The organism is Aeromonas sp. PrichA-15 (genome assembly GCF_017939245.1).
Lineage (GTDB): Bacteria > Pseudomonadota > Gammaproteobacteria > Enterobacterales > Aeromonadaceae > Aeromonas > Aeromonas caviae.
This window is the reverse complement of sequence record NZ_JAGKRH010000004.1, coordinates 26,196-44,493: the sequence shown is the minus strand read 5'-3', so window position 1 is coordinate 44,493 and position 18,298 is coordinate 26,196. Positions and strand designations below refer to the sequence as shown.

General features: G+C 63.8%; 16 protein-coding genes and 1 pseudogene. 8 read left to right on the top strand and 9 right to left on the bottom strand.

The window, feature by feature from the left end:
- Positions 1 to 69: 69 nt before the first annotated feature.
- The 5 genes from J9889_RS01160 to pspA all read right to left on the bottom strand — a co-directional run bounded on the left by J9889_RS01160 (position 70) and on the right by pspA (position 4,073).
- Complete coding sequence (locus J9889_RS01160; RefSeq protein WP_210555831.1) at positions 70 to 1,113, bottom strand: TIGR01620 family protein; 1,044 nt, start codon at positions 1,111 to 1,113, stop codon at positions 70 to 72.
- A gap of 49 nt (positions 1,114 to 1,162) precedes the next feature.
- Positions 1,163 to 2,569, bottom strand: a complete 1,407-nt coding sequence (locus tag J9889_RS01155; RefSeq protein WP_201984276.1) for a YcjX family protein — start codon at positions 2,567 to 2,569, stop codon at positions 1,163 to 1,165.
- Positions 2,570 to 2,641: 72 nt separating this feature from the next.
- Positions 2,642 to 3,046, bottom strand: coding sequence for an envelope stress response membrane protein PspC (gene pspC / locus J9889_RS01150; RefSeq protein ID WP_201997396.1), 405 nt, complete (start codon positions 3,044 to 3,046; stop codon positions 2,642 to 2,644).
- Between the two features lie 106 nt (positions 3,047 to 3,152).
- Positions 3,153 to 3,389, bottom strand: a complete 237-nt coding sequence (pspB, locus tag J9889_RS01145) for an envelope stress response membrane protein PspB (RefSeq protein WP_005300084.1) — start codon at positions 3,387 to 3,389, stop codon at positions 3,153 to 3,155.
- 3 nt (positions 3,390 to 3,392) lie between these two features.
- Positions 3,393 to 4,073, bottom strand: a complete 681-nt coding sequence (gene pspA, locus J9889_RS01140) for a phage shock protein PspA (protein WP_010674534.1) — start codon at positions 4,071 to 4,073, stop codon at positions 3,393 to 3,395.
- A 196-nt stretch (positions 4,074 to 4,269) separates the two neighbouring features.
- On the opposite strand from pspA, the gene pspF reads away from it, so the two are divergent.
- The 6 genes from pspF to J9889_RS01110 all read left to right on the top strand — a co-directional run bounded on the left by pspF (position 4,270) and on the right by J9889_RS01110 (position 10,992).
- Positions 4,270 to 5,310 (top strand): phage shock protein operon transcriptional activator, encoded by a 1,041-nt coding sequence (gene pspF / locus J9889_RS01135; protein ID WP_010674533.1) that lies wholly within the window; start codon positions 4,270 to 4,272, stop codon positions 5,308 to 5,310.
- Between the two features lie 136 nt (positions 5,311 to 5,446).
- Entirely contained in the window at positions 5,447 to 7,042 is a 1,596-nt protein-coding gene (gene sapA, locus J9889_RS01130; protein ID WP_010674532.1) for an ABC transporter substrate-binding protein SapA, read from the top strand.
- A gap of 61 nt (positions 7,043 to 7,103) precedes the next feature.
- Positions 7,104 to 8,063 carry an ABC transporter permease subunit gene (locus J9889_RS01125; RefSeq protein WP_010674531.1) on the top strand — a complete coding sequence of 320 codons (960 nt, stop codon included), beginning with the start codon at positions 7,104 to 7,106 and terminating at the stop codon, positions 8,061 to 8,063.
- An 89-nt stretch (positions 8,064 to 8,152) separates the two neighbouring features.
- Entirely contained in the window at positions 8,153 to 9,046 is an 894-nt protein-coding gene (locus J9889_RS01120; RefSeq protein WP_069784996.1) for an ABC transporter permease subunit, read from the top strand.
- A gap of 79 nt (positions 9,047 to 9,125) precedes the next feature.
- Entirely contained in the window at positions 9,126 to 10,124 is a 999-nt protein-coding gene (locus tag J9889_RS01115; RefSeq protein ID WP_010674529.1) for an oligopeptide/dipeptide ABC transporter ATP-binding protein, read from the top strand.
- A gap of 82 nt (positions 10,125 to 10,206) precedes the next feature.
- On the top strand, positions 10,207 to 10,992 hold the full coding sequence (locus J9889_RS01110; RefSeq protein ID WP_201997397.1) for an ATP-binding cassette domain-containing protein: 786 nt from the start codon (positions 10,207 to 10,209) through the stop codon (positions 10,990 to 10,992).
- Between the two features lie 138 nt (positions 10,993 to 11,130).
- Here J9889_RS01110 and miaE read toward each other — a convergent pair whose 3' ends face one another.
- On the bottom strand, positions 11,131 to 11,889 hold the full coding sequence (gene miaE / locus J9889_RS01105; protein ID WP_210555830.1) for a tRNA isopentenyl-2-thiomethyl-A-37 hydroxylase MiaE: 759 nt from the start codon (positions 11,887 to 11,889) through the stop codon (positions 11,131 to 11,133).
- A 93-nt stretch (positions 11,890 to 11,982) separates the two neighbouring features.
- Entirely contained in the window at positions 11,983 to 12,993 is a 1,011-nt protein-coding gene (locus J9889_RS01100) for a LacI family DNA-binding transcriptional regulator (protein WP_029314441.1), read from the bottom strand.
- Positions 12,994 to 13,246: 253 nt separating this feature from the next.
- Between J9889_RS01100 and ascF the strand changes: the two genes are divergently transcribed.
- On the top strand, positions 13,247 to 14,701 hold the full coding sequence (gene ascF / locus J9889_RS01095; protein WP_210555829.1) for a PTS cellobiose/arbutin/salicin transporter subunit IIBC: 1,455 nt from the start codon (positions 13,247 to 13,249) through the stop codon (positions 14,699 to 14,701).
- Between the two features lie 31 nt (positions 14,702 to 14,732).
- Positions 14,733 to 16,163, top strand: a pseudogene (locus tag J9889_RS01090) (6-phospho-beta-glucosidase).
- A 102-nt stretch (positions 16,164 to 16,265) separates the two neighbouring features.
- Here J9889_RS01090 and purF read toward each other — a convergent pair.
- Positions 16,266 to 17,786 (bottom strand): amidophosphoribosyltransferase, encoded by a 1,521-nt coding sequence (gene purF / locus J9889_RS01085; RefSeq protein WP_010674523.1) that lies wholly within the window; start codon positions 17,784 to 17,786, stop codon positions 16,266 to 16,268.
- A gap of 18 nt (positions 17,787 to 17,804) precedes the next feature.
- Positions 17,805 to 18,296, bottom strand: coding sequence for a CvpA family protein (locus tag J9889_RS01080; protein ID WP_010674522.1), 492 nt, complete (start codon positions 18,294 to 18,296; stop codon positions 17,805 to 17,807).
- Positions 18,297 to 18,298: the final 2 nt, after the last annotated feature.

Genomic DNA, 18,298 nt, shown 5'->3' with positions numbered 1-18,298 from the left:
CGACCCCGGGGTCGGCTGCTTTTGACAATTGTAAATTATTTGTGACATCCCTATCAAATCCCAGCCACCTCACGACTTGTTGAGATAACCCGCCAACTGGCCGATCAGCCGCTTGCGCAACTCCCCCAGTTTCTGCTTCTCGTCGGCACACCAGGGGAGCGGACGACAGGCTTCCATGGTACGCATCCCAAGGCGCGCGGTGAGCAACCCGGCCCCGACCCCTTGGGCGGCGCGGGCGGAGAGCTTGGCGGTCAGCTCGGCCCCTAGCAGATCCATCCCTACCTCGGTCACCAGCTCGGTGGCCCCCGCATAGAGCATGTTGCGAAACACCTGGCGGATGAGGCGGATGCGGCTCCAGTAGCCGAGCTCGATGGCGTAGACATCGGCGATGTCCTCGATCATCCGCAGGTTGCGCCAGAGCATCAGCATCATGTCGACGGTGGCGAGCGGGCTCAGGGCCACCAGCACGGCGGCCTCCCCCGACCATTTGGCGACGCGGGCCTGGGCCAGCTTGTCCCGCTCGGTGAGCACCAACTGGCTGTAGAGGGTCAGCACTTCCCGATCGCTGTGGCTCTCGTCAAGCTGGGATAGCCAGGTGCGATACCCTTCCCGCCCCTTGTCACCGCTCTTCTCGGCCAGGGCCTCGCAGAAGGCCTGCCCCTGACCCACCCCCTGATGGGCCAGCAGACCCTCGGCTCTTGAGCGCACATCCTGGCGCCGCTTCAAGGTGCGCAGCCGCAGCCATTCGCGCCCCGCCACCCCGGCGGTGCCCACCGCCACCAGGCCGGAGGCGAGCAGCCAGGCGCCGCCCCAGAAGGGGGAGGCGGCAAACTGATCCACCAGAAAAGCGCCAAACTGGCCAAGCGACAGCAGCCCCACCCCGCCCAGCCCCCAGGCCAGCAGACGATGGCGGCGCCGAGGCCTGACGGTAAGCGCGGGTTCCACCTCGGTGAGCTCGTCCAGCGCGTCCAGAGGCTCGAAGCTCTCCTCTTCCAGCCGCCGGGCCGGGGCCGGTGGTTGCGCTTCGCTTGCCACCGATGGCGCGGGCTCCAGCGTCACCTTGCCTTGCAGGGGAGCGGCGTCATCGGTGCGCCATCTTGTCTGATCGTTCATCGCATTCTCTCCTGTGGGCGCCCCTCGAGCACAGCGGGTCACCCACCCGTTATTCGAGGTGATCCCCGAGCAGGAATTCCAGCGCCGCATCGAGCCGGATATGGGGGAGCACCTGATGGGCGCTCATGGGCAGCGGGCGAAAGGCCTGAAAATCAAACCCTTGAGTTTTCCACCACTGCGCAGGCGGGATCTGGGCAGGCACCTCCCCCGGGAAGAGCAGCAAGGGTTCGCCCGAGAGGGTAGTGCCACGAATGGCGGGAAATTCCCGTCCGTCTGCCACCCCCTTGCCTACCTCGGTGGCCTTGATGGCGGCCAGCGCCAGGCATTCGGTCTCTATCCCCTCGAAGCGGGCCTGACCCCGGCCACGGCTCACCAGGTGCTGCAGGAGCGACACCAGAGGCCCGTGCTGCTCCGGCGTGACGTGATCGGCCTTGCTCGCCACAAACAGCAGCTTGTCGATGCGCGGGGCGAACAGACGGCGCCACCAGTTGCTCTTGCCATAGGCGAAGCTCTCCATGATGCGGGCGATGGCCTGCTGCATGTCACCAAAGCTCGCGGCACCGGCATTGAGGGGCGCCAGGCAGTCCACCAGCACGATCTGGCGATCAAAGCCTGCAAAGTGCTGCTCATAGAAGCCCTGTACCAGATGCTGCTTGTACTGCTCGAAGCGCTGCTTGAAGGTGGCGTAGAGGGTGCCGTCTTCGGGGGAGTGTGTGGGCATCTCCCATACCCAGGGCACGAATTGCAGCAGCGGCGCACCGGCATACTCGCCGGGCAACACGAAACGCCCGGGCTGGATGAGGTGAAGCCCGAGCGCCTGCTTGCAGGCGTGCAGATATTCGGTGTAGCGGGCGGCCAGTTCGCTGGCGGCACGCTCCTCGAAGGCTTGATCTGCCTGCCAGAGCGGCGTCAACCAGCCTGCCGCCAGGGCTTGCAGCTCGGGGCGGCACAGTTGCTCCCGCACCTGCTCGCTCCACTGCTCGTAGTTCAGATCCAGCAGCGGCAAATCCAGCAGCCATTCCCCGGGATAATCCACCAGATCCACATAGAGGGTGGAGATCTCCCCCAGGTGCCGACGCAGCGGATGGCGGGTGCGATAACGGATCTCGAGGCGTACCTCAGCCACCCCCCGGGTCGGCGCGGGCCAGGCGGGCGGATCGCCAAACAGGGCATCGAGGCCCCGTTCATAGGGAAAGGTGGGAATGTGGGCGTTTTGCTGGGGCACCCGGCGAGCACCAAGGATGCGTCCCTGACGCTGGGCGTCCCAGAGTGGCAGACGACCGTCGATGGCCGCGTGCTCCAGTTGATTGACCAGCGCCGTGATAAACGCGGTCTTGCCACTGCGAGAGAGGCCGGTGACCGCCAGCCGGATGTGGCGATCCCGGGCCCGGTTCACCGCGTCAACGGCCTTGTGCTGGAGCACCGACCAGGAGTGTTCAAGTTTGTTGCGTATCAAGGCGGGTCTTCTTCTCCTTGTGATCACATCAGAGAGACGGCCGCGAGGCAGTATCCTCGCGGCCCGGCACGATTAGAGCTTGCTGAACTCCCGTTGCAGGGTGAACTCCTTGGAGGTCACCAGCTTCTCGATGCGCTGCACCCTGGGCTCCAGTGCATCCAGCTCCTGGCCGATGCGGACAAGGGCCTGATGAGGTGTGACGCCAGCCTGCCAGCTGCGCACCTTCATCCGCACCTCGGCGAATTCGGCATCTTCCTGGGAGTAGAGGGTGACCGGCTTCTTGTCGAGCAAGAACCAGGCGGCAATATAGGCGGTGAAGGTGATGAAACCGGCGAAGATGAGACCACTGATGGCCAGCAGCCGCACGATCCAGGTCTCCACCCCGAAGTACTCTGCCAGACCGGCACAGACCCCGGCAATCTTGCCTCGCTGGGGATCCCGGTACAGGTTGCGCCCTTCACGACTGACACTGTTCATACCTTGTTCCTCCAACCGGGGACTTCCGCATCCAGAATCGACGCCAATACGGTTTCGGCCCGCTCCGGCTTTTTGCCACGGTCATGACATCTCTCATTGAAAACCGTCATACCTTGTTTCTCCAACCAGGAACCTCGGCATCCAGAATCGACTCCAGGGCGCCGACCCGTTCCTGCATCTTCTCGGCACGCACCAGCAAGCCCTGCAGCTGTTCACGCTCACCATCGGCAAGACCGGCGCCAATGCGTCCCTTGGCGCGGTAGTGCAGCACCAGCCAGATGGGGGCCACCACCACCATGAAGACCACCATGGGAACCATCAATACACCCAGCAGATCTTCCATCTGTTACTCTCCCTGTTTCGGTGCCGGATTGTGCTGGCCCAGCTTCTGGCGCATGGCTTCCAGCTCGCGGCTGATCTGGTCGTCCGCTTCCAGCTCGGCAAACTGCTGGGCGAGCGCCTTGTCGGACTGCCCCAGATCGGCGCGGGCTTCCATCTCGTCGATGCGGCGCTCCATGCGCTCGAACTTGCTCACCACGGCCTGACTGTCGCCACGAGCCACCTGGCTTTGCACGTTGAGGCGGCTGCTGGCGGCTTCGCTGCGAATGGCCATCGCCTTCTGGCGGGCACGGGCGTCTTCCAGCTTGGCTTCCAGCTGGCGGATCTCCTCCCCCAGCTTCTCGATGCCGCTGTCCACCGCCTGCTGTTCCCGAGACAGGGCGTCGGCAAGCTCCGCCTGTTTGCTCTTCTCGATGAGGGCGGCCCGGGCCAGATCTTCGCGCCCCTTGGTCAGGGCCAGCTCGGCCTTGCCCTGCCACTCGGCGACCCGCTCCTGATGGCGGCTCACCTGACGGCCGATCTCTTTTTGATTCGCGAGGAAGCGGGCCAGGTTGGAGCGCTCCTTCACCAGTTCATCTTCCATCTCCTGGATGATCAGACGCACCATCTTCTGGGGATCTTCCGCCTTGTCGAGCAGGGCCGTCAGATTGGAATTGATGATGTCGGCCAGGCGAGAAAAAATGCTCATGATTGTACTCCTGTGATAGGCATCGGGTTGTGTCTCCATTGACAATGGCAACTTGTGTGCCAATCTGGAACAATATTTAACTTGTTGATTTATATGGGCACTCAGAATGCAGTTCAAGTCCCTGGGAAACAAGTGATGATTAAAATAACCAACTTTTGGTAAGATTAACCAGATTTTTCAACTCACAGGGGCAGGGATGACCACGGCCACGGAAAGTCTGTTGGGTGAATCCAACGCATTTCTAGAAATCATCGAGCAGGCATCGCGCCTCGCGCCGCTGCGCAAGCCCGTACTCATCATCGGCGAGCGGGGGACCGGCAAGGAGCTCATCGCCCACCGCCTACATTATCTCTCGGATCGCTGGGATCAAAGCTTTGTCACCATCAACTGCGCCACCTTGAGCGAGAGCCTGCTAGAGACCGAGCTGTTCGGCCACGAGGCGGGCTCTTTCACTGGCGCCGCCAAGCGTCATCAGGGGCGCTTCGAGCGGGCCGACGGCGGCACCCTGTTCCTCGACGAACTGGCCACCACCAGCGCCCGGGTGCAGGAAAAACTGCTGCGGGTCATCGAGTATGGGGAGTTCGAGCGGGTGGGCGGCGCCAAGCCCCTCAAGGTGGATGTGCGGCTGGTGTGCGCCACCAACGAGGATCTGCCAGCACTGGCACAGAAAGGACGGTTTCGTCACGACCTGCTGGACCGGCTCGCCTTCGACGTCATCACCCTGCCCCCCCTGCGGGAGCGGCGCGAGGACATCCTGATGCTGGCGGAGCACTTCGCCCACGGCATGACCCGGGAGCTGGGGTATCCGCTCTTTGCCGGCTTCTCGCGCAAGGCGACCCAGCTGCTGCAAGATTACCCCTGGCCGGGCAACGTGCGGGAGCTCAAGAACGTGGTGGAGCGCAGCCTCTATCGCCAGGGCAACCCCCAGCTGCCGCTGGCGGAGCTGGTGCTCAATCCCTTTGACTCCCCCTGGCGCCCCCGTGCCCGAGGTGACGCCGCCCCTTCCACCGACGCGCCGACCTCGGCAGAGACGGCCCCGACCCTGCCGCTGGATCTCAAAGGGGCGGTGGCGGAGTACGAGATTAATTTACTCAAGCAAGCGATGCAGCAATCCCAGTATAATCAGCGCAAAGCAGCCCAGTTGCTGGCCCTGAGCTATCACCAGTTCCGGGGGATGCTGCGCAAATATCAATTGCTGGACGGGGATGACAACAGTGGCAACCAGGAGGCGGGCTGATGCCTGGCACCGGGTCTGTGCGCGCGGATAACGCGGCGCACGTCACCCCCGACGGGAGCGCCTGCCCGGCCGCCCCCCGCAACGCGCCCGCCCCCTGGCGGGCAACTTTGTCTGAAAACATGGTTCCAACATGAGAATGCTCACCCCCCTGCTGCTTGGTCTCCTGGTCCTGGTCAGCGGCTGTCAGAAACGCGATGAAGCCTCCAAAACCGGGCTCATCTATTGTGCCGAAGGGGCACCCCGAACCTTCAACCCGCAGCTTGCCAATTCGGATGCGACCCTGGATGCCAGTGCCCGTCCCATCTACGATCGCCTGCTCGAGGTCAATGCCAACACCCTCGGCATCGAAGGGGGGCTCGCCACCCGCTGGCAAAGCAGCGAGGACGGCCTCTCCTATACCCTAACCCTGCGCAAGGGAGTGACCTTCCACCGTACCCCCTGGTTCAGCCCGACCCGTCACTTCAATGCCGACGACGTCCTGTTCACCTGGCAGCGTCTGCTGGACGAACACCACCCCTTCCACGCCGTCTCCGGCGGCGAGTACCCCTATTTTTACAGCCTGGGGCTCGGCAACCTCATCAAGCGGGTCTACAAGAAGGGGCCCTATGAGGTGGTGTTCGAGCTGAACCGCCCCGATGCCTCCTTCCTCGCCACCCTGGCCAGCGACTACGCCATCGTGCTCTCCGCCGAGTACGGGGAGCAGATGCTAAAGGCCGGCACCCCGGCGCTGCTGGACAGCCGCCCCATCGGCACCGGCCCCTTCAGCTTCAAGGAGTATCGCCACAACGAGTTCGTGCGCTACCTGCGCCACCCCGGCTACTGGGGCGGCGAGGCCAGAATGGAGCAGCTCATCTACGACATCACCCCCAAATCCTCCAAGCGCCTGGCCAAGCTGCTGACCGGCGAGTGCGACGTGATGAGCACCCCCTCTGCCAGCCAGCTGTCGGTGATAGACAAAGACTCCCACCTGGATCTGTCGGTGCAGTCGGGGATGAACGTCGCCTTCCTCGCCCTCAATACCCGCAAGGCCCCGTTCAACAAGGTGCAGGTGCGCCAGGCCCTCGCCAGCGCCATCAATGTGCAGAATCTGCTGCAGGCGGTCTATTTCGAGACCGGCCAGAGCGCCGCCAGCCTGCTGCCGCCCCTCTCCTGGGGCTACAATCCCTCCCTGCCCCAGCGCAAGCCGGATCTCAAGCTCGCTCGCCAGTTGCTCAAGGACGCGGGCTACCCCAACGGCTTCGAGATGCAGGTGCTGGTGCAACCCGGCGCCCGTCCCTACAACCCGGACGGCCTCAAGACGGCGCAACTGATGCGCAGCGATTTCGCCAAGATTGGGGTGAGCCTCAAGATAGTGCAGCAGGCCTGGCCGGTCATCGAGACCCGGCTCGCCCATGGACAATATGACAGCCTGCTCTCGGGCTGGATCGCCGACAACGCGGATCCGGACAACTTCTTCCGCCAGTTGCTGAGCTGCGCCGCCGTCGAGCGGGGCAACAACTACAGCCGCTGGTGCAGCCCCGCCTTCGATCAGCTGCTGGACGATGCGGTGACCACCCCGCAGCTCGCCTTCCGCCTGCGCAACTATTACTATGCCCAGTCCTTGCTCAACGAGCAGTTGCCGCTCATTCCCCTGGCCCATGCCCTGAGAACCCAGGTGAGTCGCAGCGACATTCAGGGGCTGACCCTGATGCCCTTTGGCGGCACCACCTTCAACCAGGCCCATCGGGAGTGACCATGACAGATAACCACTCCATCGTCGGGCCATCGGCGCACCGTCCCCAGGAGGCATAAGCATGTTTTTCTATATCCTGCGCCGCATCACCCTGCTGGTGATCACCCTCCTGGTGCTGACTCTGGGGGCCTACCTCCTGGAGTTTCGCCTCATCACCCAGGTGCTGGATTTCTGGCACGGCTATCCTGACTTCCTCCAGCGCATCGCCGCCGGGGATTTCGGGCTCTCCAGCGTCTCCGGCCAGCCGGTCCTCGACGAGATCCGTCACTACTTCCCGGCGACCCTGACCCTCTGCCTCGCCGCCTTCGCCATCTCGCTGCTGGTGGGCATCCCCCTGGGCACCCTCGCGGCCCTCTATCAGGGGCGCAGCCCGGACCTCTCCATAATGGCCGCCGGCCTCGTCGGCTATGCCATCCCGGTCTTCTGGCTGGGGCTGCTGATGGTGATGTTCTTCTCCCTGGATCTTGGCTGGCTCCCCTCCTCTGGCCAGATCAGCCTGCTCTACGACGTGCCCTCCATCACCGGGATCGCCATCGTCGATGTGCTGATGAGCCAGGAGCCCTGGCGGGAGGCCGCCCTGCACGACGCCCTGCGCCATCTGGTACTGCCTTCCCTGGTGCTGGCCGTGGTGCCCACCACCGAGGTGATCCGCCACGTGCGCAGCTCCCTCATCGACGTGATGAAACAGAACTACATCAAGGCTGCCGCCAGCCGCGGACTCTCCCGCCGCCAGATCGTCTGGCGTCACGGGCTCAAGAACGCCCTGCCCCCGGTGTTGCCGCTGCTGGGGCTGCAACTTGGCAGCGTGCTCACCTCCGCCATGATCACCGAGGTGGTGTTCGACTGGCCCGGCATCGGCCGCTGGCTGGTGAGCAGCATCGCGCTGCAGGACTATGCCGCCATCCGCGGCGCCTTCCTGGTGGTGGCGAGCTTCGTCATCTTCATCAGCGTCAGCACCGATCTGCTGACCACCATCATGTATCCGGCACGGCGTAAAGAACTCTATGCAAGACAAGATTGATTGCGGTCTGTGGATGAACCACGGCGGCCCATGGGCCACCGGCGCACAGGCGTGCCCATCCCCTTGCGACCAGCACGGGAGCCTGCATCATGCACGATAAATCGAACATCTATCCGGAGCTCAAGATCCTCTCCCCCCTGGAGCAGACCTGGGCCTCCTACCGACGCAACCCGCTGGCCATGGCGGGGCTCTGGTGCTTCGGGCTGCTGCTGCTGGTGACCCTCATCGGTCCCCTGGTGATCCCCTACGGCATCGACGATCAGCACAGCAGCCACCTGCTGCTCGCCCCCTCCTGGGCCAACAGCGGCAACATCGATTACTTCCTGGGGACCGACGATCTGGGGCGCGACATCCTCTCCCGTCTGGTGGCCGGGGCCAGACTCACCTTCGGCAACGCCCTGCTGGTGGTGCTCATCGCGCTGGTCATCGGCTCGGCCATCGGCATCCTCGGTGGCATGAGCAAGGGGGTGAAGTCGAGCGTGCTCCATCACCTGCTCGATACCCTGCTCTCCATCCCGTCCCTGCTGCTGGCCATCATCGTCGTGGCCATCCTGGGGCCGGGTCTGTTCAACACCCTGATCGCCATCACGCTCGCGTTGATACCGCCCTTCATCCGGGCCACCTACAACGCGGTCCACGCCGAGATGCAGAAGGAGTACATCATCGCCAGCCGCCTCGATGGCTCTCCGCCCCAGCGGATCATGCGTCTGGCCATCTTGCCGAACATCGTCGAGACCCTGGTGACTCAGACCACCCGCACCCTCTCCGCCGCCATCCTGGACATCTCGGCGGTGGGCTTCCTCGGTCTCGGGGCCCAGTCTCCCCAGCCGGAGTGGGGGGCCATGCTGGCCGATTCGAGCGATCTTATCTATCTGGCCCCCTGGACGGTGACCCTGCCCGGGATGGCCATCCTGTTCAGCGTGCTGGTGACCAACCTGGTGGGCGAAGGCATTCGCGAAGCACTCAAAGAGGGGAACGACTGATGTTGCCAGCCTTGTTATCTATCCCCGCCCCCGGACGCCCTGAGCGACCCGGCTGCGCCCTGAACGGGGGACGTTGCTGATGCCCCTGCTCGACATACGCAACCTCACCATCGAAATCGACACCCCCCAGGGCAAGGTCAAGGCGGTGGACAGAGTCAGCCTGACCCTGAACGAGGGGGAGATCCGCGGGCTGGTGGGGGAATCCGGCTCGGGCAAGAGCCTGGTGGCCAAGGTGATCGTTGGCATCCAGAAGGACAACTGGACGGTGCGCGCCGACCGGATGCGCTTCAACGACATGGACCTGCTGACCATGGCGCCCAAGGAACGACGCCGCATCATGGGGCGGGAGATAGCGATGATCTTCCAGGACCCCATCAGCTGCCTCGACCCCTCCGAGGAGATAGGCACCCAGCTCGAGGAGGCCATCCCCACCAGCGCCTTCACCGGCAAGTTCTGGCAGCGCTTCCAGTGGCGCAAGAAGCGGGCCATCGCCCTGCTGCACCGGGTCGGGGTCAAGGATCACCGCAAGGTGATGCGGGCCTATCCCCACGAGCTGTCAGACGGCATGTGCCAGAAGGTGATGATCGCCATGGCCATCGCCAACCAGCCGCGCCTGCTGGTGGCGGACGAACCCACCAGCGCCATGGAGTCCACCACCCACTCCCAGATCCTGCGGTTGCTGGACAAGATGAACAAGCTGGGCAATACCACCATCCTCATCATCAGCAACGACATCGCCGCCATCGCGAACCTGACCGACACCCTCAACATCATGTATTGCGGCCAGATGGTGGAAGTGGGGACCCGGGACCAGATCCTGGAATCCCCTCACCACCCCTATACGGATGCCCTGCTCAAGTCCATCCCGGACTTTGACAAGCTGGTGCGCCACAAGTCCCGGCTCGAGACCCTGCCCGGGGTGATACCGCCGCTGCAGCATCTGCCCATCGGCTGCCGCCTCGGCCCACGCTGCCCCTACGCCCAGAAGCAGTGCGTGCAGACGCCGCTGATGAGCAAGGTCAAGGGGCATCAGTTCAGTTGCCACTTCCCCCTCAACATGGAAGAACCGAAGAAATGAACCGGCACCAGACCCTGATCCGGGGCACCTGCCCGCCCCGTCAGCCCCTCTATCCGGCGAGCACACCCAAGGAGACCACGTCGTGACCGAACCTTCCCTGTTGCAGGTCAGGGGCCTGTGCAAGACCTACCAGAACCGCACCGGCCTGTTCAGGCGCCGCGCGGTGGAGGCGATAAAGCCCCTCTCGTTCGATCTCGAGGTGGGCCAGACCCTGGCCATCGTCGGGGAGGCGGGCTCGGGCAAGAGCACCCTGGCCCGCATTCTGGCGGGCATGATTGAACCGACCGGCGGGGAGATCGCCATCGAGGGGCAACCCATGGTCCACGGCGATTACCAGACCCGCTGCAAGCTGCTACGGATGATCTTCCAGGATCCTAACACCTCCCTTAACCGGAAAATCCGGGTCGGCCAGATCCTGGAGACCCCCCTTCGCCTCAACACGGCCCTGAGCGAGGAGGAGCGCCGGGAGAAGGTGATCCAGACCCTGCGCATGGTGGGCATGCTGCCCGACCACGCCCTCTTCTATCCCCAGATGCTCTCCGCCGGCCAGCAGCAGCGGGTGGGGCTGGCGCGGGCGCTCATCCTCAATCCCAAGATAGTGGTGGCGGACGAGGCGCTCTCGACCCTGGATATTTCGGTACGCTCCCAGATCATCAACCTGCTGCTGGAGATGCAGGAGACCATGGGGCTGAGCTATGTGCTGGTGGCCAACGATCTGGGGATCGTCAGCCACATCAGCGACGAGGTGCTGGTGATGCACGAAGGGCGTGTGGTGGAGCGCGGCAAGACCTTGCGGGTCTTCGCCGACCCCCAGCACGACGTCACCCGCCGCCTCATTCAGAACTACAACAACGAATACCGCCGCTGATCCCGCGGTGCGTTTCCCCTTGTGCCAGACATAAAAAAACCCGGCCTGATGTCTCATCAGTCGCCGGGGGATTGCGCTCAAAAAGTGATTGCGTCGCTCGTAGTAGGAACAGGGGAATGGTAGGCAGCCCCCGTCACCTCAACAACTGTCAGATCTGACAGGCAGTCCGCTATGGAACCGGAATTGCGGATCCGGCGAACAGATGAGCTCGGCCTCCAGGCGACCGAAGAAGGCCACCCGCTCGCTGATGTCTTCGTTTGCGAACGTCTGTGCCAGGGCCAGGTAGTCCTGATAGTGACGCGCCTCCGAGCGCAGCAGGGAGACATAGAAGCGGCCAAGCTCCTCGTCCAGATGAGGGGCCAGCCTGGCAAAACGCTCGCAGGATCGCGCTTCGATATAGGCACCGATGATCATCTTGTCCACCACGGCCGCCGGCTCATAGGTGCGCACGTGGGCCAGCAGGCTGCGGGCATAGCGGGAGGCGGTGACGGGACCATAGGGGATGCCCCGTGCGGCCATGATCTCCAGCACCTGCTCGAAGTGGTGCAGCTCCTCCTGGATGAGGCGCACCATGGGGAACAGCAGGGGATTGCGCTCCAGCTCGGCAAACACGCTCCTGTCTGATTCGCCCATGGTGCGCTTGCCGAGGATCTCCGCCTTCTCCGGCAAGGCATCGAGCTCCCGGTAGAAGGTCAGCTTGGGCAGCAGGTGACGCTTCTCCTTGGGCAGGCAGTAGCGGCGCACCAGGCTGTGGGCGGTGAGTGCCGCCTTGTTCTCGCAGTTGGCGTGATCGATAAGCAGGGTCGGCAACTGGGCGGGATCCTGCGCCATTTCCACCCACTCATCCGGGGTCTCGCAATGCAGGAACTGGCGAACGGGGGCTAACAGGTCATCCATCTGAACTCTCATCTGTTGATACGACACGCGGCGCCTCGCGCCGGGGGGCCTATGCTAACGGATCCCGCCCGGCCTGCCCACCGCCATCATGGCTCAGCCCGTCAGACGCCTGAGGGAGTCACGGCGGATCAGGGTGCCGCTGAAGGCGGGCAGTGCGTCCCGGCTCCCCTCCTCCACCATGGTGATCAGGCGGTTGATGGTCTCCTGGATCATCCCGTTCACCGGCATCTTGACGCTCGACAGCGCGGGAATGACGTAAGGGGCCAGGGGGATGTCGTCAAACCCCACCACCGAAACCTCGTCAGGCACCATCACACCGGCTTCGTGCAGCCGTTTGATGGCCCCGATCGCCATGTCATCGTTGCTGGCCACCAGGGCGCTGAAGCGAGCGCCTCGCGCCAGCAAGGTCGAGACGGCGGCCGCGCCACAGGCGGGGGTCCATTTGCCGGGGGCGATCAAGGTCTCCTGCACGGGGATGCCGTGCCGGATCAGCGCCTGCCGGTAACCGGCCAGGCGCTCGGCGCCGGTGGGGGAATCCGCAGAGCCTGCTATGAAGGCGATCTCCCTGTGCCCCATGGCCACCAGCTTGTCCATCACCGCCTCCGCCGCCGCCTGCTGGTCCGCATAGACGCAGTGGGCCGGATGGCGGCTCAGACGCCGGTTGAGCACCATGATGGGCTGCTCATGCTGCTCGATGATCTCGTCCATCTCCTCCACCCCAAGAAAGCGCGGATAGATGATGACGCCATCGCAACGGGAATCGAGCAGATACTGGATGGCCTGGCGCTCCTCGTCGGCGCTGTGCTTGCCGTCCGCCAGTATGAGCTGGCGCCCGCGATCCTCGGTCATCCGCGCCACCTGGGAGAGCAGCTCGCCGAAGTAGACGCCGTGGTAGAGGGTGTTGGTGACCACCAGTCCCAGGGTCCGGGTGTGCCTGGTCGCCAGCTGCCTCGCCACCAGGTTGGGGCGATAACCACACTCCTCGATGGCCTGCTGCACCCGGTCCCGGGTCTCCTGGCTGGTGTAACCATTGCCCGACAACACCCGGGAGACCGTCGCCTTCGACACCCCTGCCCGCCTTGCCACCTCCAGCATCGTCGTCATTGTGTTCTCCCTTGCTCGTAACGGGGCGCAGTGTACTGCACCGCCCCCGGCTTGTCGTCGCACGAATGGCGTGCAGGCCCGGGTTCAGTGATGCCATTCACGGATCCGGACGCTCGCTGCACAAGATGCTTGTCTCCCGCGCTCAGGCCGCGCACTCCATGCGGAACCGGTTCCACACTCAGTTTCATGCGCGTTCCCGCCCTTCGCGGCGGCGGGGGCGAGCAGGCCCACTTGGTTAAAAGGATCTACCTCGATGTCAAAAAACTATGCGGCTCTGGCCGGTACCGTCATCACCGCACTCGGCGGCGCCGACAACGTCGTCGCCGTGACCCACTGCATGACGCGGCTGCGCTTTGTGCTCGGCGATCCCGCCCGGGTCAATGGCCCTGCCCTCAAGGCCATCACGGGCCTGCTCGGGGTGGTGCAGGCGGACAACCAGTGTCAGGTGATCATCGGCAACACCGTCTCCCACGCCTATCGCGAGGTGCTGGCCCTGCTGCCCCAGGGCGGCGGGCAGACTCCGCTTGCGGAGGCTTCCGCTGGCTGGAGCCTGCGCCGCATGGGCGCCGCCATCCTCGACGCCCTGATCGGCACCATGTCCCCCCTCATCCCGGCCATCATCGGCGGCTCCATGCTCAAGCTGCTGGCCATGGTGCTGGAGATGACCGGCGTGCTGGAGAAAGGCTCCTCGACCCTCACCATCCTCACGGTGGCCGGGGATGGGGCCTTCTTCTTCCTGCCCCTGATGGTGGCCGCCTCCGCCGCCGTCAAGTTCAAGACCAACATGTCCCTGGCCATCGCCATCGCAGGCGTGCTGGTGCACCCCAGCTTCATCGAGCTGATGGCCAGAGCCGCCGAAGGGGAGCAGGTGACTTTCGCCCTGGTCCCGGTGACCGCGGTCAAATACACCTACACCGTCATTCCGGCGCTGGTGATGACCTGGTGCCTCTCCTACATCGAGGGCTGGGTCGACCGCATCACCCCGGCGGTCACCAAGAACTTCCTCAAACCCATGCTGATCGTGCTGATCGCGGCGCCGCTGGCCATCCTCTTCATCGGCCCCGTCGGCATCTGGATTGGCACCGCCATCTCCGGCCTGGTCTACACGGTCCACGACTACCTGGGCTGGCTGTCGGTGGCCATCATGGGGGCGCTCTGGCCCCTGCTGGTGATGACCGGCATGCACCGCGTCTTCACCCCGACCATCATCCAGACCATCGCCGAGACCGGCAAGGAAGGCATGGTGATGCCCTCCGAAATTGGCGCCAATCTCTCTCTTGGCGGCTCGTCCCTGGCGGTGGCCTGGCGCACCCGAAACCCGGAACTGCGCCAGACGGCGCTCGCGGCGGCCGCCTCCGCCATCATGGCGGGGATCTCCGAACCCGCGCTCTACGGTGTGGCCCTGCGCCTCAAGCGTCCGCTCATCGCGAGCCTCATCAGCGGCTTTGTCTGCGGTGCCGTCGCCGGCATGGCGGGGCTCGCCAGCCACTCCATGGCCGCCCCCGGGCTCTTTACCAGCGTGCAGTTCTTCGATCCGGCCAACCCCATGACCATCGCCTGGGTGTTCGGCGTGATGGCCCTCTCGGTGGTGCTCTCCTTCGTGCTGACCCTGGTGATGGGGTTCGAGGACATCCCGGTCGAGAGCCCGGCCTCCCGCGCCGAGCCCGTGCAACCCGTCGCCACCAGCCAGGCGCAGGCCGGGCTGTGACACCCCATTCAGACATGACAAGAGGTAACAGATGTCGTTAACAAGATTTCCCGAGGGCTTTCTCTGGGGCGGTGCCCTGGCCGCCAATCAGGCGGAGGGCGGCTATCTCGAGGGGGGCAAGGGGCTGACCACGGTAGACATGATCCCCCATGGCCCGCGCCGCATGGCGGTCAAACTCGGCCAGGAGAAGCGCATCACCCTGTAAGATGACGAGTTCTACCCAAGCCACGGAGCCATCGATTTCTATCACCGCTATCGGGAGGACATCGCCCTGATGGCCGAGATGGGCTTCACCGTGTTTCGCACCTCCATCGCCTGGGCCCGTCTCTACCCCAGGGGTGACGAGCGCGAGCCCAATGCCGAGGGCATCGCCTTCTACCGGGCGGTGTTCGAGGAGTGCAGAAAGTACAACATCGAGCCCCTGGTGACCCTGTGCCACTTCGATGTGCCCATGCACCTGGTGACCGAGTACGGCTCCTGGCGCAACCGCCAGATGGTGGAGTTTTTCACCCGCTACGCCCGCACCTGCTTCGAGCAGTTCGACGGCCTGGTGAAGTACTGGCTCACCTTCAACGAGATCAACATCCTGCTGCACAGCCCCTTCTCCGGGGCGGGGCTGGTGTTCGAGCAAGGGGAGCACCAGGATCAGGTGAAGTATCAGGCCGCCCACCACGAGCTGGTGGCCAGCGCCCTGGCGACCCGGATCGCCCACGAGGTGAACCCGGCCAACCAGGTGGGCTGCATGCTGGCGGGGGGCAACTTCTACCCCTACTCCTGCAAGCCCGCAGACGTCTGGACCGCCCTCCAGAAAGATCGGGAGAACCTCCTCTTCATCGACGTGCAAGCCAGGGGCGCCTATCCGGCCTATGCGCAGAGGGTATTTCGTGACAAGGGGATCACCCTGGTGAAGGGGCCGGAAGATGACGAGATCCTCAGGCACACCGTGGATTTCGTCTCCTTCAGCTACTACGCCTCCCGCTGCGCCGCCGCCGACATGAATGCGGGCAATACCAGCGAGGCCAACGTGGTCAAGTCCCTGCGCAATCCCCACATCGAGGTGAGCGAGTGGGGCTGGGGTATCGATCCCCTGGGCCTTCGCATCACCCTCAACACCTTGCACGATCGCTACCAGAAGCCGCTCTTCCTGGTGGAAAACGGCCTGGGAGCGGTGGACGAAGTGAACGAGCTAGGGGAGATAGAGGACGACTACCGCATCGACTACCTGCGCGCCCACATCGAGGCCATGGGGGACGCCATCAAGGACGGCGTGCCTCTGATGGGGTACACCAGCTGGGGCTGCATCGATCTCGTCTCCGCCTCCACCGGCGAGATGAGCAAGCGCTATGGCTTCGTCCACGTGGACCGGGACGACGCCGGCCATGGCACCCTGACCCGCCGGCGCAAGAAGTCGTTCTGGTGGTACAAGAAGGTGATCGCGAGCAACGGGGAGGATCTGGCCTGAGGACCCTTGTGTGGGTTGTCCAGGCGCTGCGCCGAGTGCACGAATACAAGATGGGGGCCTAGGCCCCCATCTTTTTTCATCACGCTGGCAATCTGAAAACGTTTAACTGCCTTCGTTGAAGATCTCGAGGTTGCTGGTCCCTTCCTGCCACTCGCGCACCGCCTTGTTGTCGTCGCTGCGCAGGGCATTGAGGTGGTCCAGATAACCCTGATCCACGTCGGAGGTGACGTAGTGGCCGTTGAAGACCGAGGTCTCGAAGTGGCGCAGCTCGGGGTTGATCTCCCGCACCGCCTCTTCCAGATCTTCCAGATCCTGGAAGATGAGGCCGTCGGCACCGATAAGCTTGCACACCTCTTCCACTTCACGGCCATGGGCAATGAGCTCGTTGGCGGTGGGCATGTCGATGCCGTAGACGTTGGGGAAGCGAATTTCCGGTGCGGCCGAGGCGAAGTAGACCTTGGCGGCCCCCGCTTCACGGGCCATCTGGATGATCTGCTCGGAGGTGGTGCCCCGCACGATGGAGTCGTCCACCAGCAACACCTTCTTGCCCTTGAATTCGGAGCTGATGGCGTTGAGCTTGCGGCGCACCGACTTCTTGCGCTGGGTCTGGCCCGGCATGATGAAGGTACGGCCGATGTAGCGGTTCTTCACGAAGCCCTGACGGTACGGCAGGCCCAGGGTGTGGGCGATTTCCAGCGCCACGTCGCAGGAGGTCTCGGGGATGGGGATGACCACGTCCACGTCGAGATCGTCCCACTCCCGTGCGATCTTCTGGCCCAGCTTGCGACCCATGTTGAGGCGGGCGGCATAGACGGAGACCTTGTCGATGAAGGAGTCGGGACGGGCGAAGTAGACGTATTCGAAGATGCAGGGGTTCATCTGCGGGTTCTCCGCACACTGCTCGGAGAAGAGCTGGCCCTGCTCGGTGATGTAGATGGCCTCGCCCGGGGCGACGTCACGCACCGTCTCGAAGCCGATGGCGTCGAGGGCCACGCTCTCGGAGGCGAGCATGTACTCCACCTGCCCCTGCTCGTCGACCCGGCGACCCAGGATCAGCGGGCGAATACCGTTCGGATCGCGAAAACCGATGAGGCCGTGGCCGATCACCAGAGAGACCACGGCATAGGCGCCGCGGATCTGCTGGTGCACCTTGCGCACCGCCGAGAAGATATCTTCCGGGCGCAGCGCCATCTTGTCGCACAAGTCCAGCTCGTGGGCCAGCACGTTCAACAGCACTTCGGAGTCCGAGGTGGTGTTGATGTGGCGGCGGGCCACCTTGAACTGCTGCTCCTTGAGCTCCTTGGCGTTGGTGAGGTTGCCGTTGTGGGCCAGCACCATGCCGTAGGGGGAGTTCACGTAAAACGGCTGCGCCTCTGCCGCACTGGAGCTGCCTGCGGTGGGATAACGGACGTGTCCGATGCCGATATTCCCTTTCAGGCGCTGCATGTGGCGCACTTCAAACACATCCTTCACCAGACCGTTGGCCTTGCGTTGCCGGAAGTTTCCACTGTCAATGGTCACGATCCCGGCGGCATCCTGTCCCCTGTGCTGCAACACCGTCAAGGCGTCGTAGAGGGCCTGATTGACGGGGGTGGTGCCAACTATACCGACAATACCGCACATGTCTTTGCTACCTCGAAGTCACTGTACCTGTTGAAGAAAACTGGACGAGTTCATCATGAACCCGAAAAACCACTGGATCACCGGCTTGAACTCCGGCACCAGCCTGGACGCCACCCACCAGTCGCTCTGGGAGAGGCTGGTGAAGGTATCCATGAAAAACAGCAGGGCGCTGACGATCAGCACCCCTCGAATGGCGCCAAAACAGACCCCGAGCACCCTGTCGGTGCCAGAAAGCCCGGTCTTTTCCACCAGCAGGCCCACCACGTAGTTCACCACGCTCCCCAGGATCAGGGTCGCCACGAACAGGGCGGCGATGGCCAGACCGTTGCGAACCATGGCATCGGAAAAAGAGGTGAAATAGACGGCGAGATCGGGATAGAAATGGCTGGCAATGAAAAAGGCGACGAACCAGGTGACCAGAGACATGGCCTCCTTGAGAAAGCCGCGCACCAGGCTGATGAGGGCGGAGAAACCGACGATGCCGATGATGGCGTAATCAATCCAGACCATAG